The organism is Chromobacterium alticapitis, from assembly GCF_002924365.1.
In the GTDB taxonomy this organism is placed as follows: domain Bacteria; phylum Pseudomonadota; class Gammaproteobacteria; order Burkholderiales; family Chromobacteriaceae; genus Chromobacterium; species Chromobacterium alticapitis.
Genome location: NZ_PQWB01000017.1, coordinates 208409 through 227238, shown reverse-complemented (window position 1 = coordinate 227238; position 18830 = coordinate 208409). Strand labels below are relative to the sequence as shown.

The 18830-nt window shown below is 64.9% G+C and carries 19 protein-coding genes; 8 read left to right on the top strand and 11 right to left on the bottom strand.

Annotated elements, in window-relative coordinates; translation table 11 throughout:
• Positions 1-7: 7 nt before the first annotated feature.
• From mrdA to C2I19_RS04895, 3 genes are all read left to right on the top strand, one after another.
• The gene (gene mrdA / locus C2I19_RS04905) at positions 8-1948 is read left to right on the top strand and encodes a penicillin-binding protein 2 (RefSeq protein WP_103901594.1); all 1941 of its coding nucleotides are present in this window, start codon (positions 8-10) and stop codon (positions 1946-1948) included.
• Complete coding sequence (gene rodA, locus C2I19_RS04900; RefSeq protein ID WP_103901593.1) at positions 1929-3026, top strand: rod shape-determining protein RodA; 1098 nt, start codon at positions 1929-1931, stop codon at positions 3024-3026. The genes mrdA and rodA overlap by 20 nt, the downstream gene beginning before the upstream one ends.
• 147 nt (positions 3027-3173) lie before the next feature.
• Entirely contained in the window at positions 3174-4547 is a 1374-nt protein-coding gene (locus C2I19_RS04895) for a M16 family metallopeptidase (protein ID WP_103901592.1), read from the top strand.
• On the opposite strand, the gene dinB is transcribed toward C2I19_RS04895, so the two are convergent.
• The 3 genes from dinB to C2I19_RS04880 form a co-directional block, all read right to left on the bottom strand.
• On the bottom strand, positions 4534-5646 hold the full coding sequence (dinB, locus tag C2I19_RS04890) for a DNA polymerase IV (protein ID WP_103901591.1): 1113 nt from the start codon (positions 5644-5646) through the stop codon (positions 4534-4536). The two genes, C2I19_RS04895 and dinB, sit on opposite strands and share 14 nt — an antisense overlap.
• 6 nt (positions 5647-5652) lie before the next feature.
• Positions 5653-5952, bottom strand: coding sequence for an Rdx family protein (locus tag C2I19_RS04885; protein WP_103901590.1), 300 nt, complete (start codon positions 5950-5952; stop codon positions 5653-5655).
• 374 nt (positions 5953-6326) lie between these two features.
• On the bottom strand, positions 6327-6788 hold the full coding sequence (locus C2I19_RS04880) for a copper chaperone PCu(A)C (RefSeq protein WP_103901589.1): 462 nt from the start codon (positions 6786-6788) through the stop codon (positions 6327-6329).
• Between the two features lie 190 nt (positions 6789-6978).
• On the opposite strand from C2I19_RS04880, the gene C2I19_RS04875 reads away from it, so the two are divergent.
• From C2I19_RS04875 to C2I19_RS04860, 4 genes are all read left to right on the top strand, one after another.
• Entirely contained in the window at positions 6979-7626 is a 648-nt protein-coding gene (locus tag C2I19_RS04875) for a MarC family NAAT transporter (RefSeq protein WP_103901588.1), read from the top strand.
• 70 nt (positions 7627-7696) lie between these two features.
• Positions 7697-8527, top strand: a complete 831-nt coding sequence (locus C2I19_RS04870) for a helix-turn-helix domain-containing protein (protein ID WP_103901587.1) — start codon at positions 7697-7699, stop codon at positions 8525-8527.
• A 100-nt stretch (positions 8528-8627) separates the two neighbouring features.
• On the top strand, positions 8628-9338 hold the full coding sequence (locus C2I19_RS04865) for an AzlC family ABC transporter permease (protein ID WP_103901586.1): 711 nt from the start codon (positions 8628-8630) through the stop codon (positions 9336-9338).
• Positions 9335-9658, top strand: a complete 324-nt coding sequence (locus C2I19_RS04860; RefSeq protein WP_103901585.1) for an AzlD domain-containing protein — start codon at positions 9335-9337, stop codon at positions 9656-9658. The genes C2I19_RS04865 and C2I19_RS04860 overlap by 4 nt, the downstream gene beginning before the upstream one ends.
• Positions 9659-9712: 54 nt before the next feature.
• Here the strand turns inward: C2I19_RS04860 and C2I19_RS04855 are convergent, their stop codons facing one another.
• Together C2I19_RS04855 and C2I19_RS04850 are read right to left on the bottom strand one after the other, a co-directional pair.
• The gene (locus C2I19_RS04855; RefSeq protein ID WP_103901584.1) at positions 9713-11089 is read right to left on the bottom strand and encodes an amino acid permease; all 1377 of its coding nucleotides are present in this window, start codon (positions 11087-11089) and stop codon (positions 9713-9715) included.
• A gap of 330 nt (positions 11090-11419) precedes the next feature.
• Entirely contained in the window at positions 11420-12790 is a 1371-nt protein-coding gene (locus tag C2I19_RS04850; RefSeq protein WP_103901583.1) for an amino acid permease, read from the bottom strand.
• 331 nt (positions 12791-13121) lie between these two features.
• Between C2I19_RS04850 and C2I19_RS04845 the strand changes: the two genes are divergently transcribed.
• The gene (locus C2I19_RS04845; protein WP_103901582.1) at positions 13122-13832 is read left to right on the top strand and encodes a glycine zipper 2TM domain-containing protein; all 711 of its coding nucleotides are present in this window, start codon (positions 13122-13124) and stop codon (positions 13830-13832) included.
• 61 nt (positions 13833-13893) lie between these two features.
• Here the strand turns inward: C2I19_RS04845 and C2I19_RS04840 are convergent, their stop codons facing one another.
• The 6 genes from C2I19_RS04840 to bioH all read right to left on the bottom strand — a co-directional run bounded on the left by C2I19_RS04840 (position 13894) and on the right by bioH (position 18822).
• Positions 13894-14781: a sterol desaturase family protein gene (locus C2I19_RS04840; protein WP_103901581.1), complete on the bottom strand. Its 888-nt coding sequence runs from the start codon at positions 14779-14781 to the stop codon at positions 13894-13896.
• Positions 14782-14914: 133 nt separating this feature from the next.
• Complete coding sequence (locus C2I19_RS04835) at positions 14915-15565, bottom strand: glutathione S-transferase family protein (RefSeq protein WP_103901580.1); 651 nt, start codon at positions 15563-15565, stop codon at positions 14915-14917.
• A gap of 89 nt (positions 15566-15654) precedes the next feature.
• Positions 15655-16551, bottom strand: coding sequence for a patatin-like phospholipase family protein (locus C2I19_RS04830; protein ID WP_103901579.1), 897 nt, complete (start codon positions 16549-16551; stop codon positions 15655-15657).
• Positions 16552-16581: 30 nt separating this feature from the next.
• A complete protein-coding gene (locus C2I19_RS04825) occupies positions 16582-17118 on the bottom strand; it encodes a GNAT family N-acetyltransferase (RefSeq protein WP_103901578.1) in 537 nt (178 codons plus the stop codon).
• A gap of 34 nt (positions 17119-17152) precedes the next feature.
• The gene (gene bioC / locus C2I19_RS04820; protein WP_103901577.1) at positions 17153-18061 is read right to left on the bottom strand and encodes a malonyl-ACP O-methyltransferase BioC; all 909 of its coding nucleotides are present in this window, start codon (positions 18059-18061) and stop codon (positions 17153-17155) included.
• On the bottom strand, positions 18058-18822 hold the full coding sequence (gene bioH / locus C2I19_RS04815; RefSeq protein ID WP_103901576.1) for a pimeloyl-ACP methyl ester esterase BioH: 765 nt from the start codon (positions 18820-18822) through the stop codon (positions 18058-18060). Before bioH ends, bioC begins: the two co-directional genes overlap by 4 nt.
• Positions 18823-18830: the final 8 nt, after the last annotated feature.

The following is an 18830-nucleotide window of genomic DNA, read 5'->3' as shown; positions in this document are numbered from 1 at the left end:
CTGATCCATGCGCCGCCCCACCCGCCTCAAGACCCCGCAGAACGACGAGGAACAGTTCGAACTGCGGCTGATCATCGCCTACGCGCTGATCGTGCTGATGTTCCTGCTGCTGCTGTCCCGCTTCGTCTGGCTGCAAGTGCTGCAGCACGACCATTTCTCCACCTTGGCCCAGAACAACCGCATCTCGCTGGTTCCCACCCTGCCCAACCGCGGCCTGATCGTGGACCGCAACGGCATCGTGCTGGCGCGCAATTATTCCGCCTATACGCTGGAGCTGACGCCGAGCAAGATCGCGGATCTCGACGCCACCATCGCCAAGCTGAAAACACTGGCCGACGTCAGCCCGCGCGACGAAAAACTGTTCAAGAAGCTGCAAGGCGAGAGCAAGAATTTCGAAGCCATTCCGCTGAAAGTGAAGCTGTCCGACGAGGAGGCCGCCCGCGTCGCCGCTCATGGCTACGAGCTGCCCGGCGTCGAGGTCAAGGCCAGGTTGTTCCGCGATTACCCGTACAAGGAGATGACCAGCCACGTGCTGGGCTACATCGGCCGCATCAGCCAGCGGGACAAGGAACGGCTGGACGAAGAGGACAAGACCACCAATTACAAGGGCAGCAACTATATCGGCAAGACCGGCCTGGAGTCGGTGTACGAGGATGAGCTGCACGGCCAGGTGGGCTTCGAAGAGGTGGAAACCGACTCCGGCGGCCGCGCCGTGCGCACGCTGCGCCGCACCCCGCCAGTCAACGGCGACACCCTGAAACTGGCGCTGGACATCCGGCTGCAGGAAATGGCGGACAAGCTGTTCGGCAACCGCCGCGGCGCGCTGGTGGCGATAGAGCCCAGCACCGGCGGCGTGCTGGCCTTCCTGTCCAAGCCCGGCTTCGACCCCAGCCTGTTCATCGACGGCATCGACAGCCAGACCTGGGGCGCCCTGAACAGCGACTGGCAAAAGCCGCTGATCAACCGCGCGCTGCGCGGCACCTACCCGCCCGGCTCCACTTTCAAACCGTTCATGTCCATGGCGGCCCTGGTCACCCACAGCATAGGCATGCGCGACATCCGGCCGGCGCCGGGCTACTTCACGCTGCCCGGCTCCAGCCACCAGTTCCGCGACAGCAAGAAGAGCGGCAACGGCATGGTCAATCTGCAGCGCGCCATCACCGTATCCAGCGACACCTTCTTCTACAAGCTGGCCTGGGACATGGGCATAGACAAGATCCATCCAGTGGTCGGCACCTTCGGCCTCGGCAGCAAAACCGGCATAGATCTGGACGGCGAGGCCAGCGGCGTGCTGCCGTCCAAGGAGTGGAAGGAAAAACGCTTCGCCCGCTCCAAGCCCGAGGTCCGCCGCTGGTATCCGTCCGAGGCGGTGCCCGTCGGCATCGGCCAGGGCTACAACGCCTACACGCCGCTGCAAATGGCCAACGCCACCGCCATCATGGCCAACAACGGCCTAGCCTTCAAACCGCACCTGGTGCAGCAGATCATCGACACCAAGAGCGGCCAGACGCGGTTGATCGAACCCAAGCCGGTCAAGCAGCTGCCCTATCCGCAGGAATACTTCGACTACATCAAGGAAGGCATGCGCGGCGTGATGATTTCCGGCACCGGCGCCCGCATCGGCATCGGCCTGCAGTATTCGATGGCCGGCAAAACCGGCACCGCGCAGGTGGTGGCGATCAAGCAGGGCGCCAAGTACAACGCCGCGGCGCTGGCCGAACAATACCGCGACCACAGCTGGTTCATCGCCTTCGCGCCGGTGGAGAAGCCCAGGATCGCGGTGGCCGTCATCGTGGAGAACGCCGGCTTCGGCGCCGCCGCCGCCGCGCCGGTGGCGCGCGGCCTGTTCGACTTCTACCTGCTGGGCAAGGTGCCCAAGGACATGGACGGCCTGCTGAAGACCGTGCCGCAGGAAAACGGAGACGCCAGTGAAAACCCCGCTGATTAACCGCATCTGGCAACAGATCAAGGAACCGCTGGACGGCTGGCTGATGCTGTTTCTCGGCCTGTTGTTCGCCGTCAGCATGGTGCTGCTGTACTCCGCCAACAACCAGTCGCTGGACAAGATAGACAACAAGCTGATCTACACCGCCATGGCGCTGAGCGTGATGTGGCTGATCGCGCGGATGCGGCCGCAGAGCGTGATGAACTTCGCGCCGCCCATCTACGCGCTGGGCGTGCTGCTGCTGGTGGCCGTGCATTTCAAGGGCATCACCGTCAACGGCTCCACCCGCTGGCTGAGCCTGGGCGTCACCCGCATCCAGCCCTCGGAAATCCTGAAGATCGCGCTGCCCATGATGCTGGCCTGGTTCTTCCAGAAGAACGAGCTGTCGCTGCGCTGGTGGCACTACCTGGTAGCCGCCGCGCTGATGCTGGTGCCGGTGGGCCTGGTGCTGAAGCAGCCCGATCTCGGCACCGCGCTGCTGATCACGGCTGCGGGCTTCTTCGTGCTGTTCTTCGCCGGCCTGCCGTGGAAGGTGATCCTCGGCGGCATCGTGCTGGCCGGCGCCAGCATGCCCTTGGTCTGGAATCACTTGCACGACTACCAGCGCAAGCGCGTGCTGACGCTGATCGACCCCACCACCGATCCGCTGGGCACCGGCTACCACATCATCCAGTCCATGATAGCCATTGGCTCCGGCGGCCCCTGGGGCAAGGGCTGGCTGCACGGCACCCAGACCCACCTCGATTACATTCCAGAAAGGACGACGGACTTCATCTTCGCCGTCTATTCCGAGGAGTTCGGCCTGGCCGGCAATGTGGTGTTGCTGGTGCTGTATCTGCTGATCCTGAGCCGGGCGATGATGATCACTGCCAGCGCCCAAACGCTGTACGGCCGGCTGATGGCCGCCTCCATCACCATGTCCTTCTTCGTCTACGCCTTCGTCAATATGGGCATGGTGTCCGGCATTCTGCCAGTGGTAGGCGTGCCGCTGCCCTTCATGTCCTATGGCGGCACCGCCACCGTGACGCTATTCATCGGCATGGGCATGCTGATGGGCATCAGCAACCTGCGGCGCTCGTGAGGCATAGATTCAACCATCAGTCAATGACATTTAGGTGCATGGAATTTTTCGCCCAATCTTCTATCATTACCGATCCGCGGCATCTTATCCGCCGCAATTGATCCGATAGAACTTGCGGCCGCCGCCCGAACCGCCGCGGAGAAGACCATGCGCATTCCCCTTTTGGGCCTGCTGCTGTGGGCGCTGGGCACCGCTCAGCCCAGCCTCGCCGCGCCAAGCCCCAGTGTTCGCGCCCCGTCCGGCGCGGCCGCCCCAGGCGAGCGCTTCGACCCCAGCCCCGCCAATATTGACCGCCGCACCGAACGGCTCACCCTGGCCAACGGCGCCCGGCTGGCCCTGCTGCCCAAGCAGACGCGTGGCCACGTCGTCAGCGGACACTTCCGCCTCGCTTTCGGCGACGCGGAGCAATTGGCCGGACAAGGGCTGGCCAGCCGTCTCACCGCGGCCATGCTGAACCGCTCCGCGCTCGCCCACAGGCAGGAGCTGTCGCAGACCTCGCTGCAAATCAGCGGCAACGGCCAGGAAGTCCGCATCGGCTTCATCAGCCAGCGCGACGCCTTGCCCGCCCTGCTCGACCTGATCGCCGAGCAACTGCGCCGCCCCGCTTTTCCACAAGACGAGTTCGACCGCCTGATACGCGCCCGCCAGCAAGAAATCGAAAACGCCCGCCATGACCCTCACGCGCAGGCCGCGCTGACGCTGGCGCGGCGGCTCAACGACTACCCCACTGGCGATGTGCGCCGCCCGCCCTCCCCGGATGAGGAACTGGCCGCGCTGCGCGCCATCACGCTGGAGCAGCTCAAAAACTTCCACCGCCGCTTCTACGGCGCCGACCACGCCAGCCTGGCCCTGGTGGGGGATTTCGACGCCGCCGCCACGCGCGCGCAGTTGAGCCGGCAATATGGAGACTGGAACAGCGCGGCGCCATATCGCTCCCTTGATGAAAAACCGCCGCTCCGGCCCGCTGAGCGGCAAATGCTGCAAATCGCCGCCCCGGCCAAGGCAGTCTATCTGGCGGCGCTGCCGCTTCCCTTGCGCGACAGCTCGGCCGACTATCCAGCCCTGCTGCTGGCCAACCGCATCCTGGGCGGCGCGAGCCAACCCAGACCGTTCCAAAGCGCGCTGCGCGCCGATGATGGACAAAACCCCGTGATTTGGCAGCTGTATGCCGCCTACCCGCCGCGCGACCGCACCCGGCTGCAGACTCGGTTGGAAGCGGAATTGGAGCGTCTGAGCCGCGATGGCGTCAGCGCGCGCGAACTGGCCGCGGCCAAGCGCGCCTTGCTGCAGGACGCGCAACTGGCCCGCGCCCAGGACGATGTGCTCAGCCGGCAATTGAGCCGGCAGCTGGAGGCGGGGCGCGACATGGCCTTCGTCGCCGAGCGGGAGGCCCGCCTGCGGCAAACCAGCGTGGAACAGGTGAACGCGGCCTTGCGCCGCTACCTGCGCCCCGGCGCCTGGCTGGAGGTTTACGCCGGCGACTTCGCCGGCCAGGCCGGCGGCCAGCTCAGCCGCAACTGAGAACCGGCGGCTCGCTATCCGGCAGCGGCCGGCCATCGCGGCCAAACAGCCGCAGCTGGCGCGGCAGATCATGCTCGTCCGCCAGCTTAACGCCCACGCCCAACAGGCGCACCGGCCGCGCGCCGCGGGCGAAGCCGGTGCGCAGCAACTGGCCGAAGGCCGCCATCCCCAACGCCTGCCCCGGCTGCTCCACCGTGGTCTGGCTGAAATCATCGAACTTCAGCTTGACCGACAAACCCTTGAACTCGGGATTGCCGTTGCGCGCTAGCCGCGCCTGCAGCCGCTCCGCCAGCTCCGGCAGCTTGGATAAGCAGGCTTGCAGATCGGGCAGGTCTTGAGCATAGGTCTCTTCCACGCTGATCGTCTTGCGGCTGCGATCGGCGGACACCGGCCGCTCGTCCACGCCATGCGCCATCGCCAGCAATTGCTCGCCGAAGCGGCCAAAGTGGCGGAATAAGTCGGCTGCGGTCCAGCGCCGCAAATCGCCGCAGCTTCGTATGCCCAGCCGGTGCAGCCGTTCCGCCGTCACCTTGCCGACGCCGTGCACCTTCTCCACCGGCAGCGCGGCGACGAAGGCGTCCACGTCGCGCGGCCGCACCAGAAACTGGCCGTCCGGCTTGTTCCAGTCGCTGGCGACCTTGGCCAGGAATTTATTCGGCGCGATGCCAGCCGAGGCCGTGATGCCCACCTCCTCCCGGATTTGCCGCCGTATCGCCTCCGCCATCAGCGTGGCGCTGCCCTGCTCGTGCGGCTGGCCCGTGACGTCGAGGTAGGCCTCGTCCAGCGACAGCGGCTCTATCACTTCGGTGTAGCGCTGATAGATGGCCATGATTTGCTGGCTGGCCAGGCGGTAGCGCGCCATGTCCGGCGGCAGGATCACCAGCTCCGGGCACAGCCGCAGCGCGCGCGCCGATGACATCGCCGAATGCACGCCGAAACGGCGGGCGACGTAATTGCAGGTGGCGACCACCCCTCGCGTTTCCGGCCTGCCGCCCACCGCCAGCGGCACGCCGCGCAGGCTAGAATCGTCGCGCATCTCGATCGCCGCATAGAAGCAATCGCAATCGACATGGATGATTTTGCGCTGGACGGCGTTCATCGCGGCTCAGGGACGGTCGCTATGGCCCAGCGGCTTGTCCGGCGCGATGCGGTCGCGCAGCCGCTGCTTGAGAAGTTTCAATTCCGGAAAACCGTCGTCCAGCTTGCGATCCCATAGCGGCTCGCCATCGACTTCCACGCGGAATACGCCGCCGCTGCCGGGACGCAACGCCACTTCGGACAGTTCTTTTTCAAAGGTGGTCAACAGCTCCTGCGCCAGCCAACCGGCGCGCAGCAGCCAGCGGCAGCCGGTGCAATAATGGATGACGACGCGGGGACGCGCGGCGGGGACGGCGGATTCGGACATGGGAACAAGCGGAAGGGATAAAACCACAGCATAACGCAGAAAAGGTGGCGCCGGCTCCCAAGTCTTTTTTGTATCCGGGCGCATGGCGCCCGCTCCTCCATCATTCTCTTTTGTATTGGCAGACTTGGCGCAAACCAGTTAGGGAGCCGGCGGCCAGGCATAGTGTCTTGTTCACAGCTCGTTGCCAGACTGAGTGTGCCCAGTCGCCCACGGCCTGTAAAGCGCGGTCCGGACTTATAATTCAATGCTGCAAAGCAATATGTAACTTCGACGCAACGATATTTTGCCGACATATAAAACAAAGGCTTGCCGCTATCCGGCAAGCCTTTCGTCTCAACATCGCTGCGGCGGAGAACCACCGCCCGCCGCCATGCTCAGTGGCTGTGTTCGGCCGCTGCGGCGCCGTCCTGCACCAAGACCTCCACCGTCACGCTGCCCGCCTGCTCGAACTTCAGCGTCAGCGGAAAATGCTCGCCGGCCTTCAAGGGCTGTTTCAGGCCCATCAGCATCACGTGGTAGCTGCCCGGCATGAACTTGACCGTCTTGCCCGGCGCCAACTCCACGCCGCCCTCCACCTTGCGCATGCGCATCACGCCGTTGTCGTTGACGTGGGTATGCAACTCGGCGCTGTCGGCGCGCGGCGTGCTGGCGGACAATAATTTATCGCCGGCCTTGCCCTGGTTCTCCAGCGACAGATAGACGCTGCCGGTGGGCGCGCTGGCGGGCATCGCGCGGCTCCAGGGGTGGCCGATATGAATGGAGCCAAGCTGGAAGGAATGGGCGGCGGCCAGGCCGGACAGACACAGCCCCAGCAGGGCGGCGGCAAAACGTTTCATAGCGGACTCCGGCGAGTGGGAATTGGGCCTGGCACTGTAGCACGCGCCGCCTTCTTGAGCCCGCGGCAAAATGTCGCAGCCGCCGCGGACGCCACAGCTTGGCATGCCAGCGTTTTAAAGCGCTGGCGGACGCTATCCGGCCTTCGCGGAACCCTCTACAATCTGCTGGCTACTCCATCGGCCCCGCATCATGCTTAAAACGTTGTCGCTGCAATTCCTGTTTGGCGGTCTGCTCAGCCTGATCACCATCACCAACCCGCTGTCCAAGATCCCGCTGTTCATCACGCTGACGCGCGAAATGAGCGATGTCCGCCGCAATTCCCAGGCCAGGCGCGCTTGCGTGTTCGCCGCCGCCATCATGGTGGTGAGCTTGCTTGCCGGCAACTTGATCATGGCGGCCTTCGGCATTTCCTACGGCGCGCTGCGCATCGCCGGCGGCTTTGTGGTGGCGATGCTGGGCTACCGCATGCTGTTCCTGTCGCAGGATCCGGGCCAGGCGCCCAGGCAGGCCGGCGAACGCGAAGACTACGCTTTTTTCCCGCTGGCCATGCCAGGCATCAGCGGCCCCGGCACCATAGCGGTGGTGATAGGCATCTCCACCGAGATCGCCGAACTGTCCACGCTGCCGGCCAAAGCGCTGGCCTTCGCCATGACCTTCGCCGCCATCGGTCTGACCTGCGCCGGCATGTGGCTGACGCTGAAGTCATCCTTGCTGATTTCGGAGCGGCTAGGTCGCGGCGGCCGCGAGGTGATGACGCGCCTGATGGGCTTCCTGCTGATCTGCATCGGCGTGCAATTCGTCGGCTCCGGCATCCGCACCTTCATGGCCGGCTCCTGAGCGGTCCGCCGCCGCGCGCAAACGGCGGCCTTCTGCCACAATGAACGGATCGTCATCGACTATCCGCTCCATGCCCGCCCCCTCCGCCGAACGCTCTGACCTGTTCCGCGCCGACGATCTCGGCCGGCTGGAATGCCTGGATGCCCATTACGCGGAGCGGGTGTTTCCGCCTCACTTCCACGAAGAATACGTCGTCAACACGCTGACCCTGGGCGCGCAGGCTTACCGCCACCGCGGCGGCCAGCACCGCGCCGGCGTCGGCGCGCTGGTGCTGATCAATCCCGGCGAAGTGCACACCGGCGAAACCGACCACGAAAACGGCTGGGCCTACCGCGGCTTCTATCCCTCCGCCGAAATGATCCACGCGCTGGCGGCAGATCTAAGCGGAGATACGCATGCCCGGCCCTATTTCCACGACACCGTCGTCCTCGACCCGGCGCTGGGCCAGCGGCTGGACCAACTGCACCGGCTGCTGCGCGGCCAGGCCGATCCGCTGCTGCGCGAAACCATGCTGGCTTCGGTCTTCGGCGACGTGCTGATCCGCCACATGAGCCTGCGCCCACGGGAGCAAGCCGCCGCGCCCAGCGCGGTGGAAAGGGCGCGGCAGATGTTGGCCGACGACCCTGCAACCGCGCTGTCGCTGCAGCAACTGGCTCAGGCGGTCGGCCTGTCGCCCTGGCAGCTGTGCCGCCAGTTCAAGCAACTGACCGGCCTGCCGCCGGTCGCCTGGCGCAATCAGCTGCGCGTGGCGCGCGCGCGCCGCCTGCTAGCCTCCGGCCTCGCGCCCGGCGCGGTGGCACTGGAATTGGGCTTCGCCGACCAGCCTCACTTGACCCGCGCCTTCCAACTGGCGCTGGGCGTCACGCCGGCCGCCTACCAAAAAGCGATGGGCGCGCGCTGAGCCGCGCTGCAAAATCGTTCAAGACAAGACCGCCGCGCCGTTCCATCATCGATGACGGCGAGCCGATGTCCGGCTGCGCCGCGACTCAGGACGCCTAACCATGCCCCATCCCCCCCACCGCCGCCGCTGGCTGCTGGACGGCGCGCGCGACACCATTCCCATGATGGTGGGCGCCGCGCCGTTCGGCGTGATCTTCGGCACCCTGGCTGTCGCCGCCGGCTTGCCGCCGGCCATCGCCGCCGCCATGTCGCTGCTAGTCTTCGCAGGCTCCTCGCAATTCATCGCCGTCAGCTTGATCTCGGCCGGCGCGGCGCTGCCGGTGATCTGGCTGACCACCTTCGTCGTCAATCTGCGCCATGCCTTGTACAGCGCCACCCTGCTGCCGTATGCGCGGACTTGGCCGGCAGCCTGGCGCTGGCCGCTATCGTTCTGGCTGACCGACGAAACCTTCGCCGTGGTGGAGCACCGCTTCCGTCAGGGCGAGGCCGCCGGCGGCCAGTGGTACTGGTTGGGCTCCTCGATCGCCATGTACGGCAACTGGCAGCTGTGGACGCTGATCGGCATAGCCCTGGGCCGCTCAGTGCCCGGCCTGGCGCAACTGGGCCTGGATTTCGCCATGGTGGCCACCTTTGCCGCCATCGTCGCCCCGCAGCTGAAAAAGCGGCCAACCCTGGCGGCCGCCGCGACGGCCGCCATCATCGCGCTCGCCGCGCGCGGACTGCCGTACAAGCTGGATTTGATGCTGGCCGCGCTGGCCGGCGTAGCCGCCGGCATGTTGGCGGAAACCCTGCAAAAAAGGAGCCGGCCATGATTGGATGGCGACACGGCGCGCTGATCGCCGGCATGCTGCTCGCCACACTGTCCGTGCGCGCGAGCTTCTTGATCTTCGGCCAGCGCTTGGCCTTCCCGGCCTGGCTCAATCGCGCGCTGCATTACGTGCCGGCAGCTGTGCTGTCCGCGCTGGTGGCGCCGATGGCGCTAGCCCCGGCCGGGCGCATCGATCTGTCCTGGCACAACGCCTATCTGGTCGGCACCGCGGTCGCCATCGCCATCGCCTGGAAAAACGGCAAGACGCTGCTGGCCATCGTAATCAGCTTCGCCGTCTACGGCGCGCTGCTCTGGCTGGCCTAGCCCGCAAAACCAAAGACCGCCCACCGGCGGTCTTTGGTCTGCGCTTCATCACGGTCAGGCGTTTTCGCTCGCCAGCCGCGTCTCGTCCGTCTCCGGCTTCTTCAGCTGATAACCCAACCACAGCAGACCCAGCCATAACGGCAACACGTACACCGATACCGCGATGCCGGGTGTGAGCAACATCACGCCGAGTATCGACGCCATGAAGGCCAGGCACAGCCAGTTGGCGAACGGATGCCACAGCGCGGGAAACAGCGAGCGGCGACCCGCGCGGGCGCGACGGAATTTCAGATGGGTCAGGCTGATCAGCACCCAGTTGATCACCAGCGCCGTCACCACCAGCGACATCAAGAGGGCCAGCGCGCCGCTGGGCAGCAGATAGTTGACGATCACGCCGACGAAGGTAGCCAGCGCCGAAGCCAGGGTGGCGTTCACCGGCACGCCGCGCTTGTCCACCTTGCCCATGCCGCGCGGCGCGTTGCCCTGTTCCGCCATGCTGAACAGCATGCGGCTGGTGGCATAGACGCCGCCGTTGTACACCGACAACGCCGCCGTCAGCACCACGAAGTTCAGCGCGTGCGCGGCGAAGCCTACGCCGATCTGATCGAAGATCATCACGAAGGGGCTGCCGCCGGCGGCTACCTTGCTCCACGGATACAGCGACAGCAGCACCGCCAGCGAGCCGATGTAAAAGATCAGCACGCGGTAGATCACCTGATTGACCGCCCGCGGAATGGTCTTCTGCGGATCGCGGGTTTCCGCCGCGGCCATGCCTATCAGCTCCAGGCCGCCGAAAGAGAACATGATGACCGCCATCGACATCAACAGTCCGCCGAAACCGTGCGGGAAGAAGCCGCCGTCGTTCCACAAATTGCCGACCGAGGCCTGCGGACCGCCGGCGCCGGACAGCAGCAGGTAAGCGCCGAACACGATCATCGAGATCACCGCGCCCACCTTGATCAGCGCGAACCAGAACTCGGTCTCGCCATAGTATTTGACGCTAGCCAGATTGACCCCGGTGATCGCCGTGAAACACACCAGCGCGGTCAGCCAGGTGGGCACCTCCGGCCACCAGTAGCGGACATATTCGCCGGCGGCGGTCAGCTCCGCCATGCCGGCCAGCACATACAACGCCCAATAGTTCCAGCCTGCGAGGAAGGCCGGGAACCTGCCCCAATAGCGGCCGGCGAAATGGCTGAGCGAACCGGCCACCGGCTCCTCGGTCAGCATTTCGCCAAGCTGGCGCATGATCAGGAAGATGACGAAGCCGGCGATCGCGTAGCCGAGAATCATCGATGGGCCTGCGGATTTGAGCACGCTGGCCGAGCCGAGGAACAGGCCGGTGCCGATGGCGCCGCCCAATGCGATCAACTGAATATGCCGGTTTTTCAGCTCGCGCTTCAAACCGCTGGAAGTTGAGGGAACGCTCACCTTTGCGCCTCCATAATGGATGAATTGAAACGGCGCTGGAAACAGGGAGCTTATCAGGAGCCACCAAAATCAGACAAAATGTCTAAATAAAACCAACCGCACAACTCGTTCAAAATCCGTACCGATCAGTACGACTTAAGACAAGACTAAACAAATCAAGGCACTTCGTCAAAAAAAATGGATGCGACTGATAATACGACCACGTATCTTTCAATACAAATATTAGACAAATTGTCCAATTCATAACAGCAACCCACCGCGCCACCAATAACAAGGCCGCCCCTGAGGGCGGCCTGGCGTCGCGAAGCCGGCCATGACCGGCGCCGAGGGTTACGGCGACTGGCGCGCCAGTTCGGCTTCCGGCTGCTTCGCGCGCTTCATGCGGAAGCCCAGCCACAGCAAGCCCAGCCAGATCGGCAGCGCGTAAACGGAAACATCCATGCCCGGCGTGAACAGCATGATGCCCAGGATCATCACCATGAAAACTAGGCAAACCCAGTTGGACACCGGATGCCACAGCGACGGGAACACCAGCTTCTGGCCTTCCTTGGCGCGGCGGAACTTCAGGTGGGTCAGGCTGATCATTGCCCAGTTGGTCACCAGGGCGGCCACCACCAGCGACATCAACAGGCCCAGCGCCTCGCCCGGCAGCAGGTAGTTCAGGATCACGCAAGCGAAGGTGGCCAGCGCCGAGAACAGCGTGGCGTAGACCGGCACGCCGCGCGTATCCAGCTTGCCCAGCGCGCGCGGCGCGTTGCCCTGCTTGGCCAGGCTGAACAGCATGCGGCTGGTGGCGTAAACGCAGCTGTTGTACACCGACAGCGCGGCCGTCAGCACCACGAAGTTCAGCGCGTGAGCGGTGAAACCGGCGCCGATCTGCTCAAAGATCATCACGAAGGGACTGCCGCCGGCCGCCACCTTGTTCCACGGATACAGCGACAGCAGCACCACCAGCGAGCCGATGTAGAAGATCAAGATCCGGTAAATCACCTGGTTCACGGCCTTGGGAATGGTCTTCTGCGGGTCCGCCGCCTCGGCCGCGGTCATGCCTATCAGCTCCAGGCCGCCGAAGGAGAACATGATCACCGCCATCATCATGAACAGGCCGGTAAAGCCGTGCGGGAAGAAGCCGCCGTCGTTCCACAGATTGCTGAACGAGGCCTGCGGACCGCCGGTGCCGGACAGCAGCAGGTAGCCGCCGAACACGATCATGCCGATCACAGCCGCCACCTTGATCAGCGCGAACCAGAACTCGGTCTCGCCGTAGGATTTGACGTTGGCCAGATTGATGCCGTTGATGCAGACGAAGCACACCAGCGCGGTCAGCCAGGCCGGCACATGCGGCCACCAGTACTGGACATAGGCGCCCACCGCAGTCAGCTCCGCCATGCTGACCAGCACATACAACACCCAATAGTTCCAGCCGGACAGGAAGCCGGCGAAATTGCCCCAGTAACGATAGGCGAAATGGCTGAACGAGCCGGCCACCGGCTCTTCCGCCACCATCTCGCCGAGTTGGCGCATGATCAGAAAGGCGATGAAGCCGGCGATGGCGTAGCCGAGGATCATCGAGGGGCCAGCCGACTTCAGCACGCTGGCCGAGCCCAGGAACAGGCCGGTGCCGACCGCGCCGCCGAGGGCGATCAGCTGGATGTGGCGGTTTTGCAGTTGCCGCTGCAAACCGGGTTGGACGTCGCTCACGGTAGGTTTCTCCTTATCGATACTGGCGGGTGCGAGCTCCATCTAACCATTGGCCAGGGGCGCGCGTCAAACGGCTGGATACAATATATATGCTCAAATTATGATGAACGTCTGCAATTTCAAAATATAAAACCATTAAATATGGCTTTTTTTGACATTAATTGCCAATTTTCGCGCAGCTCGCTGCAAACTTCGGCAGCGGCGCATCGCCGTCGGCCGCGAACGTTCCGTTACCAGCGGTGACAAATGGCGAACACACCTCCGGCAACTGTGCGCCTATGATCCGGGTCGAAGCCATATGCGACCAACAGCGTCGCCCAGGGAGAGAACAATGAAACAATCCGTATTGATCGCCGGCGTGCTCGGCGGCGGCATCGCGCTCGGCGCAGTCGGCGTAGCCGCCATTCAGGCCTTGAAACCGGCGGAACCCATCGCCGTCGCCGCGGCGTCCAGCGCGCCGCTGGCCCAGGCCTCGGCGCCCGCCGTGCAGGCCCTGCCGCCCAGCGCCGCCTCCTCCGCCATCGTCCAGGCCGCGCCGCAAACCTCCACGGCGGCAGTCGCGCCGTCGGCGCCGGCCAAGCCCAAGGCCGAGCCCAAGCCGGTCCACACCAGCCACGCCAAGATCCTGTCCGTCACGCCGGTCAAGGAAACGGTCAGCGAACCCAAGCAGGTCTGCCATCAGGAACAAGTGGCGCATCAGGCGCCGGTGCAGGACAACAACCGCATCACCGGCTCGGTGATAGGCGGCGTCGTCGGCGGCCTGCTCGGCCACCAAGTGGGCGGCGGCAACGGCAAAAAGGCGGCCACCGTGCTCGGCGCGCTGGCCGGCGGCCTGGCCGGCAACAAGGTGCAGGAGGGCATGCAGGAGCGCGATCAGGTGACCAGCACCCAGACTATCTGCAATACCGAGAACGTGGACAAGGAAAAAGTGGTGGGCTACGACGTGCGCTACTCGCTGGACGGCAAGACCGGCTCCGTGCGCATGGACGAGAAGCCGCAAGGCAAGACGCTGCCGGCCAAGGACGGCAAGCTGCTGATCTGACAGCCCCTAGCCCCGCGCATGCGAAAGGCCCGGTCTCCCGGGCCTTTTGTCTATTCGCCGCTCAAGCGGCCTGGCGGCGGCCTGACAAGCGCGCCCGTTGCCGCGCGGCCGCTTCCTCCGCCGCCTCCGGCGGGCCGAACAGCGCCGTCGCGCGGTCTCGCCAGTTATCGGCTCGCCAGGCCTCGGCCAGCATGTCGCGCCACTCCGCCACGCTGACCCACAGCGGATTGAAGCTGTCCACCGGCTTCACCGTGCCGTACTCGCACGGTTCGCTGTCCAGCTCCTCGACGAAGGTGCCGAACAAGCGGTCCCAGATCACCAACACGCCGGCGTAGTTGTGATCGATGTAACGCGGATTTTTGGCATGGTGGCTGCGATGAATGGACGGGGTGTTGAACACATACTCCAGCCAACCCAGCTTGGGCACGATCTGCGTGTGCACGAAAAACTGGAAGGCGAGGTTCAGCAGCACCACCGCCACCACCTGCTCGGGCGGGAAGCCAAGCCAGGCCAGCGGCAGCCAGAATGCCCACATGCCGGCCACCGGATACATCAGGCTCTGGCGGAAGGCGGTGGTGAAATTCATCCGGGTGGAGCTGTGATGCACGCTGTGCGCCGCCCACAGCCAGCGCACGCGGTGGCTGACGCGGTGGAACCAGTAATAAAGGAAATCCTGGACCACGAACAGCGCGAAGAAACTCAGCCAGCTGTCGGAAAAGTCGAATACGCGGTGATGGTGGAAAATCCAGCCGTACAAGGGCAGGGTCAGCACCCAGGCCAATTTGTCCGCGCCCTGGTGCAAGAGGCCCAGCGCCGCGCAACAGGCGGAATCGCGCCAGTCATAGATCGACAGCCGGCCCTGGCGGCGCAGCCGCCACAGCTCCCAGCCGACGAACAACAGGAAAACCGGCGTTAGCGCCAGCAGGATCCATTCCACCGGAAATTTCATCGACAGGCCCTTTCGCCAGAATAAAGCAAACACTCGATTGAAGTGTAAACTCTACCCAACAGGCATTGTCAACCGCGGCGGCTTCTGAGCCGGCATCCGCGCCGCCACTGTGGCGCGGATGCCATAGCCAAGCTTATCCGCGCCGCGCCATGAAGGCCGCCAGCGCGGCTTCGCGGTCTGCCCAGACGCGGGCCACACTGGGACGCTGGCCCAGCTTTTGCAGATACTCCGCGACGCCAGGCAGGCGCTGCGTCAAATTCTCGCCGAGCAAAGCCTGGCTCAGCTGCGCCACCGTCGGCAGCACGCCGGCAGCGCTGAGGTCCGCAAAACTGAAAACGTCGCCGGCCAGCCATGGGCCATGCTGCGCCAGCTGGGCCACCGCGCCCATGCCTCGGGCGATGGCCTGGCGCATTTCCTCGGCTTTAGCTGCGTCTGGACGCCCTCCCTTGAGCAGATACCCCACCAGCGGCTGCGCCGGCAGCATCACATAGAGCTCCAGCAACAACATCAGCTCGCGCGCCAGCGCGCGGCCATTCGGCGTCGGCGGCAGCAAGGAGGCGGTGGGATAGGCGTCTTCCAGCCACTCCAGAATCACCGTTGACTCCGCCAGCGGACGGCCGTTGATCTCGACGAAGGGAATCTTGCCCATAGGGCTTTTTTCCAGCAACCACTCGTCCTGCGAAGGCGGTGTCAGCACTTCCTGGAAGTTCACGCCTTTCTCCAGCAGGGCGATCTTGACCTTGTTGTAGTAGGGCGAAAAGGACACGCCGTGCAATTTGATCATGCCAACTCCAAAATGGTTGATGGAAAAACGGCGGATCGGAAGGCGCCTCCCGACCCGCCGCGATAGCGACATCATCTCAGCCTATACCGCTATTTAGCCAGCTCCAGGTTCTTTTGCTGCAATAGCGCGCGGATTTGCGGCAAGGCGCGCTGCGCCGCCTTCTCGCCCTCCAGGATCGCCTGGTTGCGCGCGTCGAAATCGGCGGAACCGATGTTCAGCACATCGGGGCGGATCACCACGTCGGCCTGCTTCAGCTCCTGCGCCAGCGCCGGGCCGTTCATGATGTTCAGGCTCTGATCCAGCATGGACAGGAAGCCCACGGCCTGGCCCGGCTTGGGCCTGGCCGTGATGTCGACCGCGATGATGAACTGCGCACCCATCTCTCGCGCGGCGCTGACGGGCACCGGACTGACCAGGCCGCCGTCCACATAGCGCTTGCGGCCGATCTGCACCGGCAGGAAGACGTTGGGAATGCTGGCCGAGGCGCGCACCGCCTGGCCGGTATTGCCCTGGCGGAACACCACTTTGCGGCCGGAGTCCAGCTCGGTGGACACCGCGCCAAACGGCAGGGCCAACTTCTCCAGCGGGCGGTTGCCCACCTGGGCGTTGATCCAGTTTTGCAGCTTCTCGCCCTTGATCACGCCCTTGCTGGACAGGGTCCAGTCGGTCAGATCGGCCTGGTCCAGCGCGATGGCGCGCTGCTGCAGCTGCATGCCGTTGAGGCCGGAGGCGTACAAGCTGCCCACCACGCTGCCGGCGCTGGTGCCGGTGACGATGTCAGGCTTGAGGCCGGCGGCCTCCAGCACCTTGATCACGCCGATGTGGGCAAAGCCCTTGGCCGCGCCGCCGCCAAGAGCCAATCCTATCTTCGCCTTGACCGGCGGCGCGGCCGGCGGCGTCTCCGGCGGCTTGGGCGTGGAGCAGGCGGCCAGCAGGGCGGCGAAGCCCAAGGCCAGCCAGGGGCGCAAAACAGTATTGCTAATCATGATTCCATCAGTCTTTCAGACACTGGCGGCCTAGGCGGCCGCCCCAACAGGCGCGGGATCCAGCATCACATAATTGAGATGCCGCGCGCCCTCCAATTCGAAATGGGTTTCGCCGTGGAGCAGCATGTCCACGCGGCGGTAAAAGGCGATGGCGCGAGCGTTGCCGTGCCACACCGTCAGCCATAGCCGCGGCTGGCCGTCCTGAGCGCGCGCCCATTGCCGCGCCGCCTCCAGCAAGCGCCGGCCCAGGCCCTGCCCGGTATGGCTTTCCAGCAGATAGAGCCGCTCCACTTCCATCGTCGGGAAATCGCAGCCCTGGCAAGCGCTATCCAATTTCAATAGCGCGTAGCCGAGCAGATGGCCATCATCCTCCATTAGCAATAGCTGATACGCAGGATTGGCGATCAAAGCCGTGAAATTCTCCGGCGTGAACTCGGACAACACATAATCGGCGATGCCGCGGCGGATGCCGCCGCCGACCAAATAGGTGTTCAGCCACACCTGGATGGACAGCGCGGCGAGACAAGCCGCGTCTTCGCGGCGGGCACTGCGGATTTCCACACTCATGGAACCTTCCCCTGTTCGCGCCGCCGGTTTGCGCTCAATCGGCCCGCTGCGCTTTCTTGACGAATTCGATCACCTGGCGGCCGTCGTCGCTCATCTTGGCCAGCTTCTTGCCGGTGCCTTTCCAGGCATGGCCGTACACCACCTCGTAACTGGCCGGCAGCTTTCCGTCTCGGCGGTGCTTTTCATAAGCCTCCTCCACTTTGCGCCAGGCCGCTTTGCCCATCAGGCCGCGGCCGCGGCCGGCGGTGGCGTTGTGCGCGCCGATGGCTTTCAGATCCCGCATCACGGACTTGGCATCGTCGTAAGTCAGCACGATCTTCTCCATGTCCATCACCGGCTCTGCAAAACCCGCGCGCATCAGCGCGTCGCCGATGTCGTGCATGTCGATGAACTCGTTGACGTGAGTGGCGCCGTCCACGCCGGCGAAAGCGCCGCGCAGCTCGGCCAGGGTATCCGGGCCCAGCGTGGAGAACATCAGCAGCCCGTCCGGCTTCAGTACGCGGCGCAGTTCGGCGAACATCTTGTCCGGCACATTGATCCACTGGATGGTCAGGTTAGACCAGATCATGTCCACGCTGGCGTCAGCCAGCGGCAGGCATTCGATGTCGGCGTTGATCTGCCACGGCGCGCTGGGCTTGAACAGCTTTTTCAGCAGGCCGTCGCCCTCGCGGGCGCGTTCGCGCGAGGCCTGCAGCATGGCGTGCGCCAAGTCCAGTTCTATCACCCGCGCCTGCGGATAACGCCGCCGCAGCTCGGCCGCGCCGTAGCCGGTGCCGGCGCCGGCGTCCAGAATCAGCTCGGGCTGATGCTTGATGTAATCGAGACGTTCGGCCATGCGGTCGGACACCTCGCGCTGCAGCACGGCGGCCGCGTCATAGCTGGCGGCTGCCTTTTCGAACGAGGCGCGCACGCGCGCCTTGTCGGTGTAAAACGATTCGCTCATGCCTGGGTTTCCAGATGCTCGGCAAGCGCGCGCACAAAATCCGGCTCATGCGACAGGAAGGGCGCGTGCGACGCTTGCGGGAATTCATAAAGGACGGCGTCCGGCAAGGACGCCGCCAGCCAGCGGCCGGCGCCTATGGGTGTGATAGCGTCGCGCGCGCCATAGAACAGCGCGGCGGGACACTCGATGCGGCCGGCCAGCGCGCGCGCGTCAGCTTGCAACAACAGCTCCAGCGCCGGCAACAGGCCTTGCGGCCGGCCATGGGCGAACAATTCGCCTCGCAAGGCTTTCAGCGTATCGCGCGCCGCCGGCGCGCCCATCATCTGCAGCGCGAGGAAACGCTCCAGCGTTTGCTCGAAAGCGCCGTCCAGGCTTTGCGCGACGGCCTCTATGGATTTGCGCTCCTGCGCGTGCGGCCAGTCCTCGTCGCGCACAAAGCGCGGGCTGGTGGCGATCAGGGCCAGGCTCTTAACCTTGTCCGGATGGCGCGCTGCCCAGTGTTGGGCGATCAGGCCGCCCAGCGACCAGCCCACCACATGCGTCGGCAGCGGAAAGTGCGCGGCCACGATGTCGGCCACCGCATCGGCGTCGAAGCGCGCCAGCGCCGGCGAGGCGCCATGGCCGGGCAAATCCACCAGATGGACGCAGAAGCGCGTCGCCAGTTGCTCGGCCACCCGGCTGAACACGCCGCCGTGCAGGCCCCAGCCATGCAGCATGACCACGTCCGGGCCCTGGCCCAGCGTTTCGACAAACAGATTCATGTACGGTC